21 protein-coding genes are annotated in these 19972 nt (G+C 62.0%); 6 read left to right on the forward strand and 15 right to left on the reverse strand.

The features are described 5' to 3' along the window. Window positions 1–23: 23 nt before the first annotated feature. Window positions 24–650, reverse strand: coding sequence for a helix-turn-helix domain-containing protein (locus tag QMX86_RS15715; RefSeq protein ID WP_282384598.1), 627 nt, complete (start codon window positions 648–650; stop codon window positions 24–26). A gap of 46 nt (window positions 651–696) precedes the next feature. Between QMX86_RS15715 and QMX86_RS15720 the strand changes: the two genes are divergently transcribed. Further along, window positions 697–1392, forward strand: coding sequence for a B3/4 domain-containing protein (locus tag QMX86_RS15720; RefSeq protein ID WP_282384600.1), 696 nt, complete (start codon window positions 697–699; stop codon window positions 1390–1392). A 148-nt stretch (window positions 1393–1540) separates the two neighbouring features. Here QMX86_RS15720 and QMX86_RS15725 read toward each other — a convergent pair whose 3' ends face one another. Both QMX86_RS15725 and QMX86_RS15730 read right to left on the reverse strand, forming a co-directional pair. Next, complete coding sequence (locus QMX86_RS15725) at window positions 1541–2278, reverse strand: SDR family oxidoreductase (protein ID WP_071171866.1); 738 nt, start codon at window positions 2276–2278, stop codon at window positions 1541–1543. A 126-nt stretch (window positions 2279–2404) separates the two neighbouring features. Next, complete coding sequence (locus tag QMX86_RS15730) at window positions 2405–3286, reverse strand: AraC family transcriptional regulator (protein WP_130928661.1); 882 nt, start codon at window positions 3284–3286, stop codon at window positions 2405–2407. Window positions 3287–3544: 258 nt separating this feature from the next. On the opposite strand from QMX86_RS15730, the gene QMX86_RS15735 reads away from it, so the two are divergent. Next, on the forward strand, window positions 3545–4309 hold the full coding sequence (locus tag QMX86_RS15735) for an SDR family oxidoreductase (protein WP_056784713.1): 765 nt from the start codon (window positions 3545–3547) through the stop codon (window positions 4307–4309). 174 nt (window positions 4310–4483) lie between these two features. After that, a complete protein-coding gene (locus QMX86_RS15740) occupies window positions 4484–5401 on the forward strand; it encodes an AraC family transcriptional regulator (RefSeq protein ID WP_073475257.1) in 918 nt (305 codons plus the stop codon). Here QMX86_RS15740 and QMX86_RS15745 read toward each other — a convergent pair whose 3' ends face one another. Further along, window positions 5402–6331, reverse strand: a complete 930-nt coding sequence (locus tag QMX86_RS15745) for a LysR family transcriptional regulator (protein ID WP_073475254.1) — start codon at window positions 6329–6331, stop codon at window positions 5402–5404. 94 nt (window positions 6332–6425) lie between these two features. After that, entirely contained in the window at window positions 6426–7136 is a 711-nt protein-coding gene (locus tag QMX86_RS15750) for an SDR family NAD(P)-dependent oxidoreductase (RefSeq protein WP_016774234.1), read from the reverse strand. Between the two features lie 265 nt (window positions 7137–7401). On the opposite strand from QMX86_RS15750, the gene ycaC reads away from it, so the two are divergent. Further along, window positions 7402–8031 (forward strand): isochorismate family cysteine hydrolase YcaC, encoded by a 630-nt coding sequence (gene ycaC / locus QMX86_RS15755; RefSeq protein WP_016774235.1) that lies wholly within the window; start codon window positions 7402–7404, stop codon window positions 8029–8031. Between the two features lie 193 nt (window positions 8032–8224). Here the strand turns inward: ycaC and QMX86_RS15760 are convergent, their stop codons facing one another. The 3 genes from QMX86_RS15760 to QMX86_RS15770 form a co-directional block, all read right to left on the reverse strand. Continuing rightward, complete coding sequence (locus QMX86_RS15760) at window positions 8225–8923, reverse strand: tRNA (adenine(22)-N(1))-methyltransferase TrmK (protein WP_282386484.1); 699 nt, start codon at window positions 8921–8923, stop codon at window positions 8225–8227. Window positions 8924–9050: 127 nt separating this feature from the next. Continuing rightward, window positions 9051–10100, reverse strand: a complete 1050-nt coding sequence (locus QMX86_RS15765; RefSeq protein ID WP_282386486.1) for an NAD(P)-dependent alcohol dehydrogenase — start codon at window positions 10098–10100, stop codon at window positions 9051–9053. A gap of 153 nt (window positions 10101–10253) precedes the next feature. After that, window positions 10254–10481, reverse strand: a complete 228-nt coding sequence (locus QMX86_RS15770) for a hypothetical protein (protein WP_110645810.1) — start codon at window positions 10479–10481, stop codon at window positions 10254–10256. A 164-nt stretch (window positions 10482–10645) separates the two neighbouring features. Between QMX86_RS15770 and QMX86_RS15775 the strand changes: the two genes are divergently transcribed. Continuing rightward, window positions 10646–10855: a DUF2945 domain-containing protein gene (locus QMX86_RS15775; protein ID WP_051600414.1), complete on the forward strand. Its 210-nt coding sequence runs from the start codon at window positions 10646–10648 to the stop codon at window positions 10853–10855. Here QMX86_RS15775 and QMX86_RS15780 read toward each other — a convergent pair. The 5 genes from QMX86_RS15780 to QMX86_RS15800 all read right to left on the reverse strand — a co-directional run bounded on the left by QMX86_RS15780 (window position 10852) and on the right by QMX86_RS15800 (window position 17327). Next, window positions 10852–12105 carry an FAD-dependent oxidoreductase gene (locus tag QMX86_RS15780; RefSeq protein WP_282386489.1) on the reverse strand — a complete coding sequence of 418 codons (1254 nt, stop codon included), beginning with the start codon at window positions 12103–12105 and terminating at the stop codon, window positions 10852–10854. The genes QMX86_RS15775 and QMX86_RS15780 overlap by 4 nt on opposite strands. Continuing rightward, window positions 12095–13687 carry an aldehyde dehydrogenase (NADP(+)) gene (locus QMX86_RS15785; RefSeq protein ID WP_282386491.1) on the reverse strand — a complete coding sequence of 531 codons (1593 nt, stop codon included), beginning with the start codon at window positions 13685–13687 and terminating at the stop codon, window positions 12095–12097. The genes QMX86_RS15780 and QMX86_RS15785 overlap by 11 nt, the downstream gene beginning before the upstream one ends. 63 nt (window positions 13688–13750) lie before the next feature. Beyond that, window positions 13751–14698 carry a dihydrodipicolinate synthase family protein gene (locus QMX86_RS15790; protein WP_243243165.1) on the reverse strand — a complete coding sequence of 316 codons (948 nt, stop codon included), beginning with the start codon at window positions 14696–14698 and terminating at the stop codon, window positions 13751–13753. Between the two features lie 54 nt (window positions 14699–14752). Then, on the reverse strand, window positions 14753–15679 hold the full coding sequence (locus QMX86_RS15795; RefSeq protein ID WP_282386494.1) for a 4-hydroxyproline epimerase: 927 nt from the start codon (window positions 15677–15679) through the stop codon (window positions 14753–14755). A gap of 22 nt (window positions 15680–15701) precedes the next feature. Beyond that, on the reverse strand, window positions 15702–17327 hold the full coding sequence (locus tag QMX86_RS15800; RefSeq protein ID WP_122691998.1) for an APC family permease: 1626 nt from the start codon (window positions 17325–17327) through the stop codon (window positions 15702–15704). A 222-nt stretch (window positions 17328–17549) separates the two neighbouring features. Here QMX86_RS15800 and QMX86_RS15805 point away from each other — a divergent pair, with 222 nt between their 5' ends. Beyond that, complete coding sequence (locus tag QMX86_RS15805; RefSeq protein WP_073475236.1) at window positions 17550–18320, forward strand: AraC family transcriptional regulator; 771 nt, start codon at window positions 17550–17552, stop codon at window positions 18318–18320. On the opposite strand, the gene QMX86_RS15810 is transcribed toward QMX86_RS15805, so the two are convergent. Then, a complete protein-coding gene (locus QMX86_RS15810; RefSeq protein ID WP_110645804.1) occupies window positions 18317–18913 on the reverse strand; it encodes a LysE family translocator in 597 nt (198 codons plus the stop codon). The genes QMX86_RS15805 and QMX86_RS15810 overlap by 4 nt on opposite strands. Before the next feature lie 54 nt (window positions 18914–18967). Further along, entirely contained in the window at window positions 18968–19804 is an 837-nt protein-coding gene (locus tag QMX86_RS15815; protein WP_282386499.1) for an AraC family transcriptional regulator, read from the reverse strand. Window positions 19805–19972: the final 168 nt, after the last annotated feature.

The following is a 19972-nucleotide window of genomic DNA, read 5'->3' on the forward strand; positions in this document are numbered from 1 at the left end:
AATAGATGCCTCCCACTCTGGAATTAGAGTGAGAGGCTCTCCCGCGCACCCTGATGCAGTTCAGTCACCGACATCGTGAAAACCAGTTTCGCTCGCCCATGGTTGGCATACCCATGCGCCACATCGGTCCGCGCCACCGCCGAACACCCAGGCCCGACAATCAGCTCGGCATCGCCAACGTGCAAATGCAACGTGCCTTTCTCGACATGAAACAGCTCTGTGGTGCCATTCGGGTGACCGGCTGAAGCAAATGACTCGCCGGGAAACAATTCCCAGCGCCACAACTCGAGCATGTTCGGGCCGCTGGTGCCGGCCAGCAGGCGCGCTGATCCACCCAGCTCACCGCTCCATAGCGTGGGAATGTCCTGACTATCAATCAGGTGCGCCGTCGGAGTGTCGGCGACATTGACGAAATCCGCCACGGACAAGCCCAGCGCCGCGGCGATTTTGCACAATGTCGCGATGCTTGGGTTGGCCGAGCCTTTCTCGATCTCGACCACCATGCCTTTGCTCACGCCCGAGCGTCGGGACAGTTCGTCGAGGGTGATGCCCTGTTGTTTGCGCGCCTGTTTGAGCGTGCGCGACACCGCCGCGCTGACGGTCTCGACGTCGGCGCCGGCTTCGGTCGATATATTGACTTTCTTGGTCATTGATCGCTAGCATCGTTTGAAATTCGGGTATGAGGGGGATTCTGGGATGCTGTCTGTCGTGCCGTCAATCGATCCGGCTGTTGCGCAACTCGCGCCGGGCTTCAGAGCGCTGAGTATTGTCGTGCAAGCGGCGCCGATTACTCAGGCATACGTGGCCGGTGAAGCACTGGCCAAAGCCTGCCAGATCTTCGCCAACGGTGGCCCGGCATGGGCGCCCGCGCACTTGCAGGCCTGGGCGGACGTGTTTCGCCAGTTCGGTGCCAAGCCGCAGCGCACGCCGTGCTCGGCCGAGGCTCTGCGCAAACGGGTGTTGCGCGACGGCGAGTTGCCGAGCATCGATCCGGTGGTTGATCTGTACAACGCCATCAGCCTCGAGTACGCGATTCCGGTCGGCGGGGAGAATGCGCAAGCCTACATAGGCTCACCGCGTCTGGTCGTCGCCGATGGCAGCGAACCGTTCGACACGATGAAAGAAGGCCAGCCCGCGCACGAATTCCCGGACGCTGGCGAAGTGGTCTGGCGCGATGACCAAGGCGTGACCTGCCGGCGCTGGAACTGGCGCCAAGGCGTGCGAACCCGCCTCGATGCGCAAGCGCAGCACATGTGGTTCATCCTCGAAAGCCTGCCCGCCATGCCGCTGGAAGCGCTGACCGAGGCCGGCGACAAGCTCATCGAAGGCCTGCAGCAAATGATGCCCGGCGCCGAGATCGAAAGCATGTTGATCGGGCCGGGAGCGCGTTAGGTTGGATATGAGTGCCAGCCCGTTTCGTCAGCGGCACCGCGATTCCCTGTGGGAGCCTGCTCGAGAAGGCGGCGGCACATTCAACATCATATTCGCCTGAGCCAGCGCTTTCGCGAGCAGGCTCGCTCCCACAGATTGACTCCTGGTCTCAATAAGGGCTCGCCGTCGGGCGTACGATCAGTTCGCTGACGTCCACGTCCGCCGGTTGTTCGACGGCATACGCAATCGCGCGGGCGATGGCTTCGGCGGGGATGGCGATCTTGCGGAATGACTTCATCTCTTCGCGGCCGCCTTCGTCGGAAATGCTCTCGGCCAGTTCCGATTCGGTCACGCCCGGTGCGATGACGGTGACGCGGATATCGCCGCCCACCTCCTGACGCAAGCCTTCGGAAATCGCCCGTACGGCGTATTTGGTCGCGCAGTACACCGCCGCAGTAGGGCTGACCGCGTAAGCGCCGATCGAGGCGATGTTGATGATCTGCCCGGCGCGCTGGCGCTGCATCAACGGCAGGCTGGCGGCGATGCCGTGGAGTACGCCACGGATGTTGACGTCGATCATGCGGTTCCACTCATCGACCTTCAGCGCGTCCAGCCGCGACAACGGCATGACCCCGGCGTTGTTGACCAGCACATCGACGCGGCCGTAATGCTCGACGGCAAAATCGACGAAGCGCTGCACATCCTGCTGATCGGTGACGTCCAGTGCGCGGAACTGCGCGTGGCCACCGGCGCTATTGATCTCTTCGGCAATGACTGCCAGACGCTCGGTGCGCCGTGCACCCAACACCACTTTGGCGCCACGTTCGGCGAGCAGGCGTGCGGTGGCTTCGCCGATGCCGCTGCTGGCGCCGGTAATCACGATCACTTTGTCTTGAATGTTCAGCATGATGTCGTCCTCTTCTGTGTGCCCGTGAGTGGGCTTGGAAGAAGATTAAGTGCGGGGGCTCATGGGCTATTAATCGATTCCTCCACGGGATTTGCCCAATTCTGCTGCATCGCTTTTCGACAGATTTCAGGCCCCGCGTGGCGCATCGCGGTAGGCACTTGGGGTGACGCCGACTTCACGGCGGAACACCTGGGAAAAGTGGCTGGGGCTGGAATAGCCAACCTCCAGGCCGATGTCGATCACGCTGTGGGCGGTTTCCAGCAACAGATGACGCGCGCGGCTCATGCGCAGGCGGATGAAGTATTGCGAGGGCGATAAACCGGTGGCGCGCTTGAAGGTGCGGCTGAAGTGGTAGTCGCTCAGCCCGGCGATGGCGGCCAGATGACTGAGGCTGAAATCCTCCGCCAGATTCGCATTCATGGCTTCGATCACCCGGCGCAGTTTGTAGGCGGGCAGGGCGTTGTCGCGGCGCGGGTTGCTGTCCGGGTCGAGGTAATGACGCAGCAGATGGATCGCCAACGCCTGAGCCAGGCTGTGCACCAGCAGTGCGCTGGGTTGGCGCTGTTCGGTCAGTTCGATGCGCAGTTGCTCAAGGATGAAGCTGACCTGCTCGTCACGCGCACCGGACACATCGACAAACGTCACTGCACCGGCCTGTTCGCCGAACGCTTCGCGCGCCGCTTGTTCGATCAGGCCCAGACCTAGGTAGAGGTGCATGACTTCGAAGACCTCACAGCCTTCGGTTTGCCAGCGCATTTCATAAGGTTCGCGGGTGTTGGTCAGGAAGAAGTCGCCCGCCGTGACCTGGCTCGCCTGCCATTCTCCGCCCAACGAACGTTCTTCGACCCGGGCAGTGCCGGCCAATACCAGCACCAGCAGCGGTTCGGCCACGCATGGCACGCGGATCGGCTCAAGCAGAGTCTGATGGCGGAACAGCTGCACCACTGCATCCTTGATCTGCGGCCGCGGTGTGGTCGTTTCCGCAACACCGGGCAAATGCTCCGGCATGGCTTCGGCGGCGATGCGCGCGGGCTGGTTGATTGTCGGCATAGCAGGGCTGGCAGGGGGCACAGGACGCTCCATGAAAAGCTTCGGCTGTGAATGATTTTGCAGGTTAGGGCGGGCGGGCAGGAAATTCCAGCGCAAAACTCCGACAGTCCCGGCAATCGCCCGAAAGCCCGGCGGCGGAGAGTGCGCGACAGTGAAGCCGTGTTTACGACCGCGCCATCAGGCGCAACACCGATTCGCTATCGAGGAGTTAAAACCATGACTGATTTCAACCACACCCTGCCACAAGAAGTCGCCGGTAAAGTTGCACTGGTCACTGGCGCGGCCAGTGGCATCGGCAAGGCGATTGCGCTGATGCTGCACGCTCGCGGCGCCAAGGTGATTGCCGAAGACCTCAACCCGGCTGTCGAAGCACTGGCTCGTCCCGATCTGGTGCCGCTGGTGGCGGACATCACCGAGGACGGCGCCGCCGAACGCGCAGTCGGCCTTGCCGTCGAGCAGTTCGGGCGCCTGGATATTCTGGTCAACAACGCCGGGATCATTATCAACAAAGCAGTGATCGACATGAGCCGCGACGACTGGGAAAAGATCCAGGCAGTGAATGCCACGGCCGCCTTCCTGCACTGCCGCGAAGCGGTCAAGGCGATGATCCCGAACAAGTCCGGCGCGATCGTCAATATCGCTTCCTATGCGTCGTACTTTGCCTTTCCGACCATTGCCGCCTACACCGCTTCCAAAGGTGCGCTGGCACAATTGACCCGCACGCTGGCCTTGGAAGTCATTGAGCACGGCATTCGCGTCAATGCCATCGGCGTCGGCGATGTGGTGACTAACATCCTCAATGACGTGGTCGAGGACGGCCCGGGCTTCCTCGCGCAGCACGGCGAAGCGGCGCCGATCGGTCGGGCGGCGCAGCCGGAAGAAATCGCCGAAATCGTCACCTTCCTCGCCTCCGACCGCGCCAGTTTCATGGTCGGCTCGGTGGTCATGGCCGATGGCGGCATGACGGTTACGGCGGGTTGATAGTCGGGTGAGAAGCCAAGGGCGCGTGTGATAACGCGCCCATGGCTTTGCCAGTAAGACGAGCACGCAGAATCAGGCAAATCTGCAGCATCTTTGATCTAGTCGCCGCTGGACAAAACTGGCTAATCTTCCTCCGCAGTTGACCCACCTTCGTCTGCTTTCGAGGCCCTTTGCATGGATAACCACGACGCTTCCATCCTCCACGATACGGCGGTGTATCGCGCCGAACTGGTGCGCTTGCTGACTCAACGCTTCGACGCGCCGGGCACCTACGAAACGGCGATTGCGCCGCTGCACGTGATCCGTCTCGATGGCCCGTCCGAGCTGATTCACGTTGTGCACCGGCCGGCGCTGTGCCTGATCGTGCAGGGGCGCAAGGAAGTCGGGCTGGGTGACGAACGCTTCCTCTACGACCCGCTGAATTATCTGGTGGTGTCAGTGACGTTGCCGGTGTCGGGACGGGTGATCGAAGCCTCGCCCGAGGCGCCGTATTTTTGCGTACGGCTGGATTTCGATCCGGCACAACTGACGCAACTGATTGCCGAATCACCGCTGACCGGCATGCCGCAGGACGCCGGGCGCGGGATGTTTCTCGACAAGATCGACGTGACCCTGCTCGACACCATGCTGCGTCTGGTGCGCCTGCTGGATAATCCGCGCGACATCGGCATGCTCGCGCCGATGGCGTTGCGCGAGCTGTATTACCGCCTGCTGCGCGGCCAGCACGGGCATCTGCTGTATGAAATCGCCGTCAGCGATTCGCAGACCCACCGGGTCACGCGGGCTATCGACTGGCTGAACAAGAATTTCACCGAGCCGCTGCGCATCGACGCGCTGGCGCAGGTGGCCAATCTGAGCAACTCGGCGCTGCATCACCGCTTCAAAGCCGTCACCGCGATGAGCCCGCTGCAATATCAAAAACAGCTGCGCCTGCAAGAGGCGCGGCGGCTGATCATCAATGAAGGGCTGGACGTCTCAAGCGCCTGTTACCGCGTCGGCTACGAAAGCGCTTCGCAGTTCAGCCGCGAATACAACCGCCAGTTCGGCTGCCCGCCGTCCAAGGAACTCAGCCGCCTGCGTCAGACCGGTTGATTACCGCGCGGGTCCTGCCCATTGCTCACGAAACCCCAGCAGAAAATCCACAAACGCCCGCACCCGTTGCGGCACATAGCGGCCGTGCGGGTAGAGCAGGGTGTAGGGGCGCGAACGTCCGGCGTACGGTTGCAGCACTTCCATCAGGCGGCCATCGGCGAGTTCCTGCTCGACGATGAAACGGTAAGTCTGAAACAGCCCGGCGCCGTGCTTGGCCAGCGTCACACCGCCGAGCACATCGTCGGAACAGGAATAGCCACCGTCGGAAATCACTTCCAGGTCCCGGCCGTTTTCCTGAAACAGCCAGGAAATCCGCCGCCCGCTGCTGGGCAATTCGAACTGGATGCACTCATGCGCGATGAGATCGTCCAGCGTCTGCGGCGTGCCGGCTCTATGCAGATATTCGGGGGCGGCGACCACCACCAGGGCGGCGTCTTCCAGCAAGCGCGCGATCAGGGTCGAGTCCGGTTGCGCGCGCACGCGTATCGCCAGGTCGTAGCCCTCTTCAACGAAGTCGATATTGCGATTGCCCAAGTGCACGTCGACCGTGACCTCGGGGTACAACGCGCGAAATTTCGGTAGCAGCGGCAGGATGCGGTGATGCCCGTAGGTGGTTGGCAGGCTGATGCGCAGTCGACCCGATGGCGAAGTCTGCGCGCCCATGACTTCCTGCTGCGCTTCGACCAGTTGCGTCAGCGCCTGGCTGCATTGTTCGAAGAAGCTCCGGCCGGCGTCGGTGAGGCGAATGCTGCGCGTGGTGCGGGCAAACAGTCGCGAACCCAAGCGTTGCTCCAGACGCAGAATCGACCGGCTCACCGCAGCGGGCGTGACCCCGGCCAGTTGCGCGGCAGCGGTGAAGCTGCCGGCTTCGGCGGCCAGGCAGAACAGTTCGATACTGCCTAACTGCAAATCTTCAAAATGGCGTTTCATTGTGGCTCGCACCGAGGATCGACGGACGTTCATCCTCTGTGTACCACAACCAACGACGCCGCCGGTATCCACCGGCGGCGTTGCAGGGTTTCGATCAATGGCCGGCGCTCTGGCCACCGTCGACATGCAGGATCTCGCCAGTGACGAAATTTGCCCCGTCGAGGTAGAGGATCGCTTGCACGATGTCGTCGATTTCTCCCATGTGGCCGACCGGGTGCAGACTGCCCAGCGCCTGATGGGTTTCCTCAGCGTGCATCGGTGTTTTGATGATGCCCGGCGACACGGCGTTGACCCGGATGCCGCGCTTGGCGTACTCGATGGCCAGGGATTTGGTCGCGGCGTTGATGCCGCCCTTGGTCAGCGACGCCAGTACCGAAGGCACGCCATCGATTGCATGATCGACCAGGCTGGTGGTGACGCTGACGACGTGGCCGCTGCCGTGTTTTTCCATCTCGGCGATGGCCAGTTGCGAGATGTAGAAGAAGCCGCTCATGTTGGTCGCCACGACCTGGGCATAGTCCGCCTGGCTGTAAGCGGTGAACGGCTTGGCCAGAAAGATCCCGGCATTGTTGACCAGCGTATCGACGCGACCGAAGCGGGCGACAGCGGCGCGAATCACGCGCTCGGCAGTTTGCGGATCGGCAATGTCGCCGGCGACGGTCAGGACATCCGGGTCGCTCGACTCTTTGATCGAGCGCGAGGTAGCGACCACTTGATGGCCAAGGGCGCGAAAGCCTTCGACCAGACCTGCACCAATGCCTTGCGAGGCGCCGGTGATGACAACTACTTTTTTCGATGTGCTCATGATGATTTCCTCTGTCGCTGGCCCGTCAGGATGGCGGGTGGCTGTTGGAGGAGACTTTAGGAAGTTGCGCGGAGTTGATAAATGGGGGCTGAGGTACATCATTTGTACTGTGGTGTATCTAATCAGAGCGGGCCTCGAATGATTGTCCCGTTTCAGTGGACGGTGAAACGCTTTGCAGCCGATTTATCCCTTTGCTGTGCGTCAGTAATCTGTACCCAACTTGAACGCAACAACAAAACTCCAAACTTGAAAAGGGACGCACACCATGACCACTCCAACCTACAACCGCCTGAACAAAGACGACGCTATCGTGCTGCTGGTTGACCACCAGACCGGTCTGATCTCGCTGGTGCAGGACTTCTCGCCGAACGAGTTCAAGAACAACGTGCTGGCGCTGGCGGATCTGGCCAAGTTCTTCGACCTGCCGACCATCCTCACCACCAGCTTCGAACAAGGCCCGAACGGCCCGCTGGTGCCGGAGCTGAAAGAGATGTTCCCGGACGCGCCGTACATCGCTCGCCCAGGTCAGATCAACGCTTGGGACAACGAAGATTTCGTCAAGGCAATCAAGGCCACCGGTCGAAAGCAGATCATCATTGCCGGTGTGGTAACGGATGTGTGTGTCGCGTTCCCGACCCTGTCAGCATTGGCTGAAGGTTTCGATGTGTTCGTAGTCACCGATGCGTCCGGCACCTTCAACACCACCGTGCAGCAAGCCGCGTGGAGCCGCATGACTCAGGCCGGCGCGCAAATGATGAACTGGTTCTCGGTGGCCTGTGAGCTGCACCGCGACTGGCGCAACGACATTGAAGGCCTGGGTAACCTGCTGTCGCAGCGTATCCCCAACTATCGCAACCTGATGAACAGCTACTCGGCGCTGACGCAGCAGAAGTAAGTTCACGGCCCACGAAAAAGCCTGCTTTTAACAGCAGGCTTTTTGTTTTTCCGACGGCTGCGGCCAACTTGGTTGCTCTGTAGCTTGACCCACCGCTTTCACGAGCAGGCTCGCTCCCACAGTTGACCGTGTTTCCTCAGGAGAAATGCAATTTCCTGTGGGAGCGAGCCTGCTCGCGAAGACGGCCACACAGTCACCCGAGCAATTCACTGATCCACTGCATCTCTTGCTTCAGCGCAAGAATTTTGTCCTCCGGCAACGCCTGTTGCGCTCGCGTAAACTGCCCCAGCGTCTTCTGCCGCTGACTCAGCCTGCGTTGCCATTTGTGCAGAAATGCCGGGCCGCGCGCCTGCATATGCAGCGGTCCGAAAAACAGTTCCCTGGCATCGTAAGTCACCGGATCAGAGCCGCGCTCGGCAACGATGATTTCATAGTCGAAGCGGTTCTCGTGCAGCACCTCTTCGCAAACGATGCGGTAGCCGTTATCCATCAACCACTGGCGCAGTGCTTGCTCGCCGCCGTTGGGTTGCAGGATCAAGCGTTCGTGGCCACTGAGATGGGCTTTGCCACTGTCGAAAATATCGCGAATGGTTTCGCCGCCCATGCCGCACAGGGTGATGGCGCTGATGCCGTCGTCAGGCCTGATCGCCGCCAGGCCATCGGCCAGACGCACGCTGATCTTGCCGTGCAGGTCGTTGTCATTGACGGTGCGTTGCGCCGCGTGAAATGGCGTGCGCGCGACCTCGCCAGCCACCGCCGCTGTAATCAGCCCTCGGCGCATCAGGGCAACCGGCAAATAGGCGTGATCCGAGCCGATATCCGCCAGCCGCGCGCCGACCGGCACGTGGGCAGCGACGCGCTCCAGGCGCATGGACAATGTCTGTTGGTTCAATGGCGACCCCGTTCACCCAGCGGTGGAAAAAGGGGTGCGACTCTGGCGAGCAACGCTGACGCTGTCAATTGTGCAGGTGAAATCCCCGAACCATCGGCAGCATTGCGCTGCCAATGGGCGCTTGCGCTTAGCCGGCGAGCGTTGCGTTGTCGATGACGAAGCGGTATTTCACGTCGCCCTTGAGCATGCGCTCATAGGACTCGTTGATCTGGTCGGCGCGGATCAACTCGATGTCGGAAACGATGCCGTGCTCGGCGCAGAAATCCAGCATCTCCTGGGTCTCGGGAATGCCGCCGATCATTGAACCGGCAATGGTGCGCCGCTTGGTGATCAGGTTGAATACGTTCGGCGACGGATGCGGCGATGCGGGCGCACCGACCAGGGTCAACGCGCCGTCGCGCTTGAGCAAGACGAGGAAGGCGTCGAGATCGTGCGGCGCTGCGACGGTATTGAGGATGAAGTCGAAGCTCTTGGTGTGTGCCGCCATTTCTTCGGCATTGCGCGACACCACCACTTCGTCCGCACCCAGCGCCTTGGCCGCTTCGCGCTTGGATTCGGAGGTGGTGAAGGCGACGACATGGGCGCCCATGGCGTGGGCCAGTTTGATGCCCATGTGGCCCAGGCCACCGATGCCGACCACGCCGACTTTCTTGCCGGGGCCAGCGTTCCAGTGGCGCAGCGGCGAGTAGGTGGTAATGCCGGCGCAGAGCAGCGGCGCGACGGCGGCCAGTTGCGCCTCGGGATGACGGATGCGCAACACATAGCGCTCGTGCACAACGATGTTCTGCGAGTAACCGCCGAGGGTCCAGCCCGGTGCGTCCGGGGTCGGGAAATTGTAGGTGCCGATCATGCCGTCGCAGTAATTTTCCAGGCCGGAATCACAGTCATCGCAGTGCTGGCAGCTGTCGACGATGCAACCGACACCGACCAGATCGCCGACCTTGTAGGCTTTGACGTGATCGCCAACCGCCGAGAGGCGGCCGACGATTTCATGGCCGGGCACGCAAGGGAATTGCGTGCCAGCCCATTCGGCGCGCACCTGATGCAGGTCGGAATGGCAGATGCCGCAGAAGGCGATATCGATCTGTACGTCGTGCGCCGCCGGGGCACGGCGGTTGATCTGCATCGGCTCAAGAGGTTTGTCGCCAGCGTGGGCGCCGTAGGCTTGTACGAGCATGTGAGCATCCTCCATGGGGTAGTCGGACGCCCATTGTTGCGCCTGGGTCGGAGCGCGAAGTAGTGCATTTCTGTGAAATGCTTGCCTGATTCTGCTGTTGATTGCGCAACCGAAAGGCAACCGAAAGGCAGCCGTATGGCTGCCGTTTCAGGCTCAACGCGGATTGGGCTGGTCGTCCATCTCGGCGTTATCGGTTTCCTGACGTACGCGCTCCGGATCCAGACCGGTGTCGTCATCATCCAGCGGGATTTCGCCTTCGTTGTCGGGTAGCTCATCGATGCCGCGCTCCTTCATCGGATCGACCTCGGTACGCCCCGGACTCAGCGGGTCGGGCGTGGTTGGGAGCGGATCGTCACCTTGCTTGCCTTGATCGTTATTCATCTCACACCTCGTCATGGCCGTTTTCTACGGCTTGTGCAAGTTGGAGGTGCGGGCGATTTGCGCCGTTCGATTTTTTTGCCTGCCTTCGGTCGCCTCGCAAAAAAGCGGAATTTCTCCGACGCGCGCGGCTCCATAAACCAACAGCCAGAGGCGAGGAGGCAATGATGAGCAGCTCATTCAAAGTCGGCGATGCGGTGCGCTGGAATTCCGAGGCCGGCGAGATTCACGGCAAAGTGGTCAAGGTGCACACCCGCGACACCGAGTTCATGGGCCGCCACCGCCCGGCCTCGAAAGACGCGCCGCAGTACGAGGTCAAGAGCGACAAGACCGGCCACCTGGCCATGCATCACGGCGACGCGCTGAAGCACGCTTAGAAACGCGCCAGTCGGTAGGCGTCGGCATTCGGCAACTCGCCGGCCGCGCCTGAGACCATCTGCCCGATCATCTCCGCCGTCAGCGCCGCCTGAGTCAGGCCCAGATGCTGATGACCGAAGGCAAGCAAGACCTTGCCGGCGCAAACCTGATCGATCACCGGCAGCGAATCCGGCAGCGACGGGCGAAAGCCCATCCACGGCGTCGCGCCATCAGCGTTCAGGTCCTTGCGAAACAGACCTTGGCTCAGGCGCTGCAACTGCCAGGCACGTGCCATGTTCGCTGGCCGCTCCAGCCCGGCGAACTCGACTGTGCCGGCCAGGCGCAGGCCTTCGCGCATTGGCGTCATGATGAACTTGCGCTCCAGCGAGGTAACGGGGAAGGGCAGGCGATCATGCTCGTGCGGCAGCATCAGGTGATAGCCACGCTCGGTGTCCAACGGTACCTGCTTGCCGGTCAGAGCGGCGGTGAGTTTTGCCGAATGCGCACCGCAGGCCAGTAACGCTCGAGCGGCTGTTACGCCGCCATTGCCGGTGACTAACAGCACACCGTTTCCCTGCACGTAGCCGCCCTGAACCTGCTGCTTGAGAAAACTCACGCCGCTGCTGCGAGCCGCTTCGACCAGTGCGCAGACCACCCGATAGGGATCAAGGAAATGCCCGGTTCGCGGGAAAAACAGTCCGCCCTGAATCTGTTCGCTGAGCTGCGGCGCCGTTTCGCGAATCGGCCCCGCTTGCCAATAGTCCACCGGCACCTGCTGCTGATGCAGTCGCGCCTGCAAGGCTTCGATGGCCTGACGGGATTCAGGTTTTTCGAAGACCAGTAACGAGCCGTCAACCTTGAGCAGATCGGTGCGCTGGATATCGCTGAACAAGCGCTGCCACGCGTCGAGGCTGCTTTCGTTGAGCGCGCGCAAGCCGGCGACGGTTTTCTGAAAAGGCTCAGGCCGCAGATTCAGCAGCAAGCGGGTGAACCACGGCAGGGCGCGCGGCAGGTACTTCCAGTCCAGACGCAGCGGCCCCATCGGGTCCATCAGCATGGCCGGCAAACGCTTGAGGATCGACACGTCAGCAATCGGGAACACCTGCTCGGTGGCCAGATGCCCGGCATTACCGAACGAAGCGCCATGCCCCGGTTCCTGCTGATCGATGACCACCACGCGCAAACCCTGGCGCGCCAGACGCAGTGCGCAAGCGACGCCGATGATCCCCGCGCCGACCACGGCGATGTCGTGCGATGGATTATTCGCCATGGTGTGTCGCTTCCCGTTGGCCATCGAGCAAGCGCCGAAGGTTGAGCGGATTGGTCTGTTGCAGCGCCGTCGGCAGCAAGCTGTCGGGGAAATCCTGATAGCACACCGGCCGCAGGAAACGCAGGATCGCCGCAGTGCCCACCGAGGTGCTGCGCGCATCCGAGGTTGCCGGGTAAGGCCCGCCATGCACCATCGCATCGCAGACTTCCACGCCGGTCGGCCAGCCATTGACCAGCAAGCGCCCGGCCTTGCGCTCGAGGGTTGGCAACAACGTGCGCGCCAGTGCAAAGTCGGCGTCATCCATGTGCAGGGTCGCGGTCAGTTGGCCTTCCAGATGTGCGCAGACCTGACGGATTTCTTCGTCACTGCTGCATTGCACGATCAGCGCTGTCGCGCCGAACACCTCGGCTTGCAAGCTTTGATCGGCGAGAAAATCCGCTGCATCAGTGCTGAAGACTTGCGTCTGACACTGATTCGGGCCGCTGCCGACTTGGCCAACCGCTATCGCGCGTGCACGGGGATTGCCTTGCAGAGCCGTCACGCCTGCTTGATAGGCGCCGAAGATGCCGGGCGTGAGCATGGTTTGCGCCGCACTGCGCGGGATCAGTTCAGCCACCGCGCTGAGGAACCCGTCGAGCGCCGGGCCTTTGCGGGCAATCAGCAATCCCGGGTTGGTGCAGAACTGCCCGGCGCCCAGTGTCAGCGACGCGACAAACCCTTCGGCCAACGCCTGCGCGCGATTTTCCAGCGCGGCGGTAAACAGCAAAACCGGGTTGATCGAGCTCATTTCCGCATACACCGGGATCGGCTCGGGTCGCGCTTGCGCAGCTTTCATCAAGGCCAGACCGCCAGTGCGCGAGCCGGTGAAACCAGCGGCTTTGATGCGCCAGTCGCTGACCAATGCGATGCCGACTTCGTAGCCAGAATCGAACAACAAGGAAAACACGCCCTCGGGCAGAGCGCAGGCTTTGACCGCTTGCGCGACTGCGCGGCCGACCAGTTCGCTGGTGCCCGGATGCGCGCTGTGCGCCTTGACGATTACCGGGCAACCGGCCGCCAGTGCTGCGGCGGTGTCGCCACCGGCCACGGAAAATGCCAGCGGAAAGTTGCTCGCACCAAACACCGCGACCGGCCCCAGGGCAATCTGCCGCTGGCGCAAGTCGGAGCGCGGCAGTGGTTGGCGTTGCGGTTGCGCACTGTCGACGCGCACGTCCAGCCATTCACCGGCGCGCACGGTACGGGCGAACAGGCGCAATTGCGAGCAGGTGCGGCCACGTTCGCCCTGAAGGCGTGCAGGCGGCAGACCGGTTTCGGCGTGGGCGCGTTCGATCAGTTCATCGCCAAGGTTTTCGATGTGTTCGGCAATGCTTTCGAGAAATGCCGCACGGGCGCTCAGGCTGGTTTCGCGATACGCATCTTGCGCCGCCCAAGCCAGGGCGCAGGCCTGTTCCACCTGTTCGGCTGACGCCCCGGCGAACTGCGGTTCAAGTGCCTGGTTGGTCGCCGGATCAATCCCGCGAAAGGCCGGACGCGTACCCGCCACGGATTGTTGGCCGATCAGCATGTTGCCCGTCAGAGTCATGGTGTCTTCCTGTGAAATGAGCGAGGCCTGCCGCGAATCGTGATGACTCGCGGCAGGTGGCGGTCAGGCGAAGTTCTGCTCGGCGGACCAGTTTTCGTACCAGTGACGGAACAGCGAATACTGCTTCTCGGCATAGCGCCGTTGCGAGTCGCTCAGCACGTCGCTTTCGTTGAAGTGCAGGGTGTATTCCTTGTCGCCGTTGAGCACCATCAGATGCTTGTAATACAGCACCAGATCGCAACCTTCGTCGAACGATGACAGCACGGCCAGCGCCGACTCCAGTTCCCGCGCCTGGCGCCGGGCCTTGGCATCGCCTTGCGCGGCCTGCTTGCTCAGCGCCACCAGTTGCAGCACTTCGCGGGGCAGGGCGTTGCCGATGCCGGTAATGGCGCCGGTGGCGTTGCAGTTGACGAAGCCGTGCACCACTTGCGTGTCGACGCCGACCATCAGCGTCACGTCCTCGTCCTTGGAGGTGATGTTCTCGGCCGCGTAGCGCAGGTCCGCGCCGCCGCCGAATTCCTTGAAGCCGATCAGGTTCGGGTATTCACGGCGCAGTTCGAAAAACAGATCGGCGCGGGTGGCGAAGCCGTAGTAAGGACTGTTGTAGATCACCGCCGGCAAGTTCGGTGCGGCTTGCAGGATGGCAGCGAAGTGGGCTTTTTGCGCTGTTGCGGAAGCACCACGGGACAGCACGCGCGGAATGACCATCAAGCCTTGCGCGCCGACTTTCGCCGCATGCGCTGCGTGGGAAACCGCTTCTCGGGTATTCACTGCACCAGTGCCGACGATGGTCGGCACCCCGGCAGCGACCAGGCGCGCCACGCCTTCCTGGCGCTCGGCTTCAGTCAGCAGCGGCCAGTCGCCCATCGAGCCGCAATAGACCACGGCGCTCATGCCGACATCGATCAGCTCGCGTCCCTTGGCCACCAGCGCATCGAAGTCCGGTTTGCGCTGGGCGGTGCATGGGGTCATCAGGGCCGGCATGCAGCCGGTGAAGATGTTGTCGCTCATGGTTCAACTCCTTGGCATTTCGTTTGATTCGAGGTGAAAAAGCGGCGTGGCGGCTCAGATGCCCCACGCGAACGGGTCGGTTTCGTCGATCAGCAAGGTGCTGTCGGCGGTCATGTAGGCGCGGCCGGTGATGAACGGGCGAATGCGTTCGCCCTCCCATTCGAAGCGCCCTTCGAACTGGCTGCCGGTGATGCTCGCCTGGATCCACGGTGCGCCCGCTTGCAGCTTGTCGTCGGCGGCCAGGCAGGCAAGTTTGGCGCTGGTGCCGGTGCCGCATGGTGAGCGGTCATAGGCTTTGCCGGGGCACATGACGAAGTTGCGGCTGTCGGCCCGATCGTCATCGGCGAACAGTTCGATGTGGTCGATGACCGCGCCGTCTTCGCCAAAAATGCCCTGATCTTCCAGCGCCTTGAGCATGGCCCAGGTGTACGCGGTCAGGTGTTCGACGTTGTCCATGGTCAGGGTCTGGCCATGCTCGGAAACCAGGAAAAACCAGTTGCCGCCGTAGGCGATATCACCGACTACGCGACCAAAACCGGGCACGTCCACTGGTACTTGTTTGCGATAGCGGTAGGCGGGCACGTTGCCCAGAGTGACCGAGCCATCGTCGTGCAGCGTCGCGCTGACTTGCCCCACCGGTGTGTCGATCTTGTGCACGCCCGGCTGGATTTTCCCCAGATGCTGCAACGAATTGATCAGGCCAATGGTGCCGTGGCCGCACATGCCCAGGTATCCGGCGTTGTTGAAGAAGATCACCCCGCAGGTGGCATCAGGCGACACCGGCGGGCAATACAGCGCGCCGACCAGCACATCGTTGCCACGCGGTTCGAGCAGACAGGCGCGGCGCCATTGATCGTGCTGGCTGCGCAGGGCGTCGCGTTTCTCGACCATGCTGTTGCCGGACAGCTCGGGGAAGCCGCTCATCACCAGCCGTGTCGGTTCGCCGCCGGTGTGGGAATCAATGACGTGTACTCGTTTCATGAAGAGATCCCGTTGGATGATTTCAGTAGGCGCCGGCAGGGCGGGCGTTGACGGTGGGCGAGGGCGCAGGGCTGTCGCTTTCTTCGTCCTCGTCGTCCAGGCGCAGCAGATGGGCAGGCACGCCGGTCGCTGCGCCCCAGTAGTAAATACCGGTGGCGCAAGCGGCGACGACGATCGTGTCGAACGGATGAGCGAGGATGCCCAGGCCACCGAAGGTGCCGAGTTTCGACAGCACGATAGTCACCGCGTAGAACGCGATCAGCCACGCCGATGAGCGCACCTGACGCGCCAGACTCAGGTGTGCGGTCGGCACAAAGCGACCGCAGAACAGGTAGATGACAAACATCAGGATTTGCAGGCCGAGCAGCCACGACACGGTGTTCCAGCCCGACCAGTAGACGATCAGCGCGGCGATGATGAACGACACCGGCCCGAGCAGGCCCATGCTCTTGACCCGGAACGGGCGCGGCATGTCCGGCGCATTGCGCCGCAGCGCCGCAACCGACACTGGCGCCACCGCATAGCTCAACACCAGCGCGGCGGAGACCACGTTGATCAGCGCTTCCCACGACGGGAATGGCAGGGTCCAGAACACCGACAGGGCGAAAGTCAGCCACAGCGCCGGACGCGGGATGCCGGACTTTTCATCGATGTGGGTGAAGACCTTGAAGAAGGTGCCGGTCTGCGCCCAGCCGTAGATCACTCGCGGCGTGGCGTTCATGTAGATGTTGCCGCAGCCGCTCGGCGAGATCACCGCATCGGCGACCACCAGATAGGCCAGCCAGCCGACACCGAGCGCCAGGGCGATGTCGCGATAGGGCAGGGCGAATTCCTTGCTGATACCCGCCCAGCCGTTGGCGAGCATTTCCGTCGGGATGCTGCCGAGAAAGGCCATTTGCAGCAGCACGTAAATCAGGGTCGACAGCAGTACTGAAAGAATCAGCGCGATGGGGATGGTGCGCTGTGGATTCTTCACTTCGCTGGCCACGGAAATGATCGGCGTCAGGCCCAGGTAGGCAAAGATGATTCCGCCGGCAGAGACCGCCATCTCCACGCCGGACAGGCCGAATGGAGCGAATCCCTGAACCTGAAAGTTCTCCGGTTTGAAGAAAGTGAACAGCACGCCGATGACCAGCAACGGCACGATGAATTTGAACACGCTGACCAGATTGTTGGCCTTGGCGAAGGTCTTCACGCTGCGGTAGTTGAGCAGGAAAAACACGCAGAGCAGGCCGAACTGCACCAGCCAGCCGAGGATCGTCGGATCGCCACTGCCAGCCTTGGTCAGGCCGGGAAACCACGCCGCCGCGTATTGGCGCGAGGCGACCACTTCGATCGCCACCAGACTGGAAAACGCAATCAGCGTAATGAAGCCCATCAGGTAGCCGAGCAGCGGGCCGTGGGAATAAACCGGGTAGCGCACCACGCCGCCGGCACGGGGCAATGCCGCGCCCAGTTCGCAGTAGACGATGCCCAGCAGCAACACGGCAAAACCGCCCAGCAACCAGGAGAAAATCCCCGCCGGACCGGCAATCGCCGAGACATGGCTGGCGGCGAACAACCAGCCGGAGCCGAAGATCGCGCCGAGTCCGATAAAGGTGAGGTCGATCAATGAAAGCTGTTTTTTGAACTTGCCTTGGCCTGACATGGCATCGCCTTCTTGTGAGTTATTGGATAGGCAGTTGTGTCACGGGGACGAGCAGACTTTGCACGGGTCGACGGCGGCGGCGATTGATGTTTTATGCAGGGATCGATGACGAATTCAGCACAATGGCGCTGGCGATTGCTGGGCCTCGACAGGGCCGTGACGTTGCTGCACTCTGCTCGCGGACAGCTTTTCTGGCGGTTCATCTCGAGGGGGAAGTGTTTGATGCAGTCAGCGTTTTCGATCCTGTGCCAGGGCACTGACGGCTTGCGTGCGCAGACCCTCGAAGAGATGGTCGCCGGTGCCGCGCAGTTGTTGCCGATACTCGATGTCATCCCCAATGCGGCGATCTTCATCAAGGATCTGCAAGCGCGCTATGTGCTGGCCAACCGTACGCTGGTGCAGCGCTGTGGCTTGAAGGACCTGCGCCCGTTACTCGGCAAAACCAGTGCGCAGGTGTTCCCGGCGCAGTTGGGCCCGGGTTATACCGAGCAGGATCGCAAGGTGCTGGAGGAAGGATTTGTGCTGGAGGATCAGCTCGAACTGCATCTGTATGGCAGTCGCGAACCGGGCTGGTGCCTGACCCACAAACGACCGATCTACAACCGTGACGGGACGATCATCGGCCTGGTGGGGATCTCGGTGGATCTGCAATCAGCCAGCGAAACCCACCCGGCGTTCGAGCGCCTGGCGGCTGTCGATGAATACATTCGCGGCAACTTCAACCGGCGGGTGACGCTGGGTGAACTGACGCGGATCGCCGGGATTTCCGTGGCGCAACTGGAACGCTACTGCAAACGCGTTTTTCACCTGACACCACGGCAGATGATTCAGAAAGTCCGCCTGGAACACGCGCATCGATTGCTGCACAGCGACTTGCCGATTACCGAGGTTGCGCTGCAATGCGGCTACACCGATCACAGCGCTTTCACCCGTCAGTTCAAGGCCTCGACCGGGTTTACACCACGCCAATACCGGCAAGCCACCGGGCATTAGACCAACACGGCCAGCCAGGCCGAGAGCAGCAGAAGAAGGGCCAGTGCCGCGTTCATTCGCTTGAACGCTTGCGGTGAGCTGAGCAACCGCGCGCTGCCGACGCCGAGCAGCGCCCAGAGCGTCATGCACGGCAGCGACACCAGCAGAAATGCCAGCGACAACACCAGCAGGCGCAGCGTCTTGTCGCCGCCGCCAACGAATACGCTGACCACCGCCACAGCCATCATCCACACCTTCGGATTGACCAGTTGCAGCAGCGCCGCGCCGAATACGCTCAAGCCTTGTTCCTGCGCAGCATTTGGGTCCAGCGACGGCGGCGTACTGCGAAAGATCTGCCACGCCAGCCAGCTCAACCAGAGCACGCCAGCCCAAGCCATGGCTTGCTGCACGCGCGGAAAGCGCAACAGGGTTTCGCCAGCGCCGAGCCCGACCACCAGCACGATCAACGCGGCCGCCGCACAGGCGCCGAAAATGATCGGCAGCGTGGCAATCAGTCCGCGCCGCGAACTGTGGCTCAGCACCAGAATATTGGTCGGCCCCGGCGTGATCGAGGCGACGAAAGCAAACAGCAGAAAGGGCAGTAAAGAAGCCATGGTGCAAATTCCTGAAAGTCGAAACAGGACACCATGATCGTCAGCGGGCGGGCCTCAGTCTGGAAGATTTGAGCAGCGTCTGCGGTAGTCCGCCGGGGTCAATTGATAGGCGCGGCGGAACCAGCGCCCCAGATGACTCTGATCGGCAAAACCAAGCACGCTGGCCACCTGCGCTGGCGTCTCGCCGCGCGCGAGCAATTGCCGTGCCTTGGCCAGGCGCAGTTGGATCAGGTAGGCGTGGGGTGCCAAACCGAAAGCGGCCTTGAACGCGCGGGTCAGGCGAAAACGATCGACACCACAGGCTTGCGCTAGGTCGTCGAGGCCGATGTCTTCGTAGGTGTGGGCATGCAGATAGTCGCGCGCAACCTGCGCAACCAGTGGCAGGCGCGGATCGAAGTCCTGACGCTTGCGCCAGTCGAGATGACGGGTGAGGGACGCCAGCAGGCCATCCAGTGCAGTCTGCCGGACGATGCGCAGATCGCCGTCATGTAACGCGTGGAAGGCTTGCACGATCGCCGTCGACAGGCGCGGATCGTGGCTCAGTGTGTCGGTAAAGCCTGGCTGACTGTCGGCGGGCGCCTCTTCGAACAGCGCGTGCAGCTCGCGCTCCAGCCAGTGCGGATCCAGATACAGCATCGAGTAGGTGAACCCATCCTCGGTCGGCGCATGGCCATCGTGGATTTCACCCGGCTCAAGCAGAAACACATGCCCCTGCGTACTGCGATGGCGCACACGGCGGCAGTTGAATTGCTGGACGCCTTGCTCGGTAACGCCGACTAGAAAACTGTCATGCCAGTGCGGATCGTAGGCATGCCCACGGAAATGCGCACGAATCGACTCGATCCCGGTATCGACATCCTGGGAGAGAGAGATCCAGTTGCGTTTGTCCATGGGAGGATTCCATAGGGCGGTTGAGCAGGGGCGTTTCTAAAATACCGCGTGGGGGAGAAGAGTGTTTAGAAGATTTGTGCAGGTGCGCAGGGGGGGGGGGGCGCGTCAGGCAATGTGCCTTGGATGGGACCATAAAACGCAGACGAAAAAAAACCGCCTTCGCGGGGG

Source organism: Pseudomonas sp. PS01270 (genome assembly GCF_029959775.1).
Classification (GTDB): Bacteria; Pseudomonadota; Gammaproteobacteria; order Pseudomonadales; family Pseudomonadaceae; genus Aquipseudomonas; species Aquipseudomonas atacamensis.

Coding starts and splice junctions, on each gene's coding strand:
- QMX86_RS15715 (WP_282384598.1), bottom strand. CDS start 650: ATGACCAAGAAAGTCAATATATCGACCGAAGCCGGCGCCGACGTCGAG.
- QMX86_RS15720 (WP_282384600.1), top strand. CDS start 697: ATGCTGTCTGTCGTGCCGTCAATCGATCCGGCTGTTGCGCAACTCGCG.
- QMX86_RS15725 (WP_071171866.1), bottom strand. CDS start 2,278: ATGCTGAACATTCAAGACAAAGTGATCGTGATTACCGGCGCCAGCAGC.
- QMX86_RS15730 (WP_130928661.1), bottom strand. CDS start 3,286: ATGCCGGAGCATTTGCCCGGTGTTGCGGAAACGACCACACCGCGGCCG.
- QMX86_RS15735 (WP_056784713.1), top strand. CDS start 3,545: ATGACTGATTTCAACCACACCCTGCCACAAGAAGTCGCCGGTAAAGTT.
- QMX86_RS15740 (WP_073475257.1), top strand. CDS start 4,484: ATGGATAACCACGACGCTTCCATCCTCCACGATACGGCGGTGTATCGC.
- QMX86_RS15745 (WP_073475254.1), bottom strand. CDS start 6,331: ATGAAACGCCATTTTGAAGATTTGCAGTTAGGCAGTATCGAACTGTTC.
- QMX86_RS15750 (WP_016774234.1), bottom strand. CDS start 7,136: ATGAGCACATCGAAAAAAGTAGTTGTCATCACCGGCGCCTCGCAAGGC.
- ycaC (WP_016774235.1), top strand. CDS start 7,402: ATGACCACTCCAACCTACAACCGCCTGAACAAAGACGACGCTATCGTG.
- QMX86_RS15765 (WP_282386486.1), bottom strand. CDS start 10,100: ATGCTCGTACAAGCCTACGGCGCCCACGCTGGCGACAAACCTCTTGAG.
- QMX86_RS15770 (WP_110645810.1), bottom strand. CDS start 10,481: ATGAATAACGATCAAGGCAAGCAAGGTGACGATCCGCTCCCAACCACG.
- QMX86_RS15775 (WP_051600414.1), top strand. CDS start 10,646: ATGAGCAGCTCATTCAAAGTCGGCGATGCGGTGCGCTGGAATTCCGAG.
- QMX86_RS15780 (WP_282386489.1), bottom strand. CDS start 12,105: ATGGCGAATAATCCATCGCACGACATCGCCGTGGTCGGCGCGGGGATC.
- QMX86_RS15785 (WP_282386491.1), bottom strand. CDS start 13,687: ATGACTCTGACGGGCAACATGCTGATCGGCCAACAATCCGTGGCGGGT.
- QMX86_RS15790 (WP_243243165.1), bottom strand. CDS start 14,698: ATGAGCGACAACATCTTCACCGGCTGCATGCCGGCCCTGATGACCCCA.
- QMX86_RS15795 (WP_282386494.1), bottom strand. CDS start 15,679: ATGAAACGAGTACACGTCATTGATTCCCACACCGGCGGCGAACCGACA.
- QMX86_RS15800 (WP_122691998.1), bottom strand. CDS start 17,327: ATGTCAGGCCAAGGCAAGTTCAAAAAACAGCTTTCATTGATCGACCTC.
- QMX86_RS15805 (WP_073475236.1), top strand. CDS start 17,550: ATGCAGTCAGCGTTTTCGATCCTGTGCCAGGGCACTGACGGCTTGCGT.
- QMX86_RS15810 (WP_110645804.1), bottom strand. CDS start 18,913: ATGGCTTCTTTACTGCCCTTTCTGCTGTTTGCTTTCGTCGCCTCGATC.
- QMX86_RS15815 (WP_282386499.1), bottom strand. CDS start 19,804: ATGGACAAACGCAACTGGATCTCTCTCTCCCAGGATGTCGATACCGGG.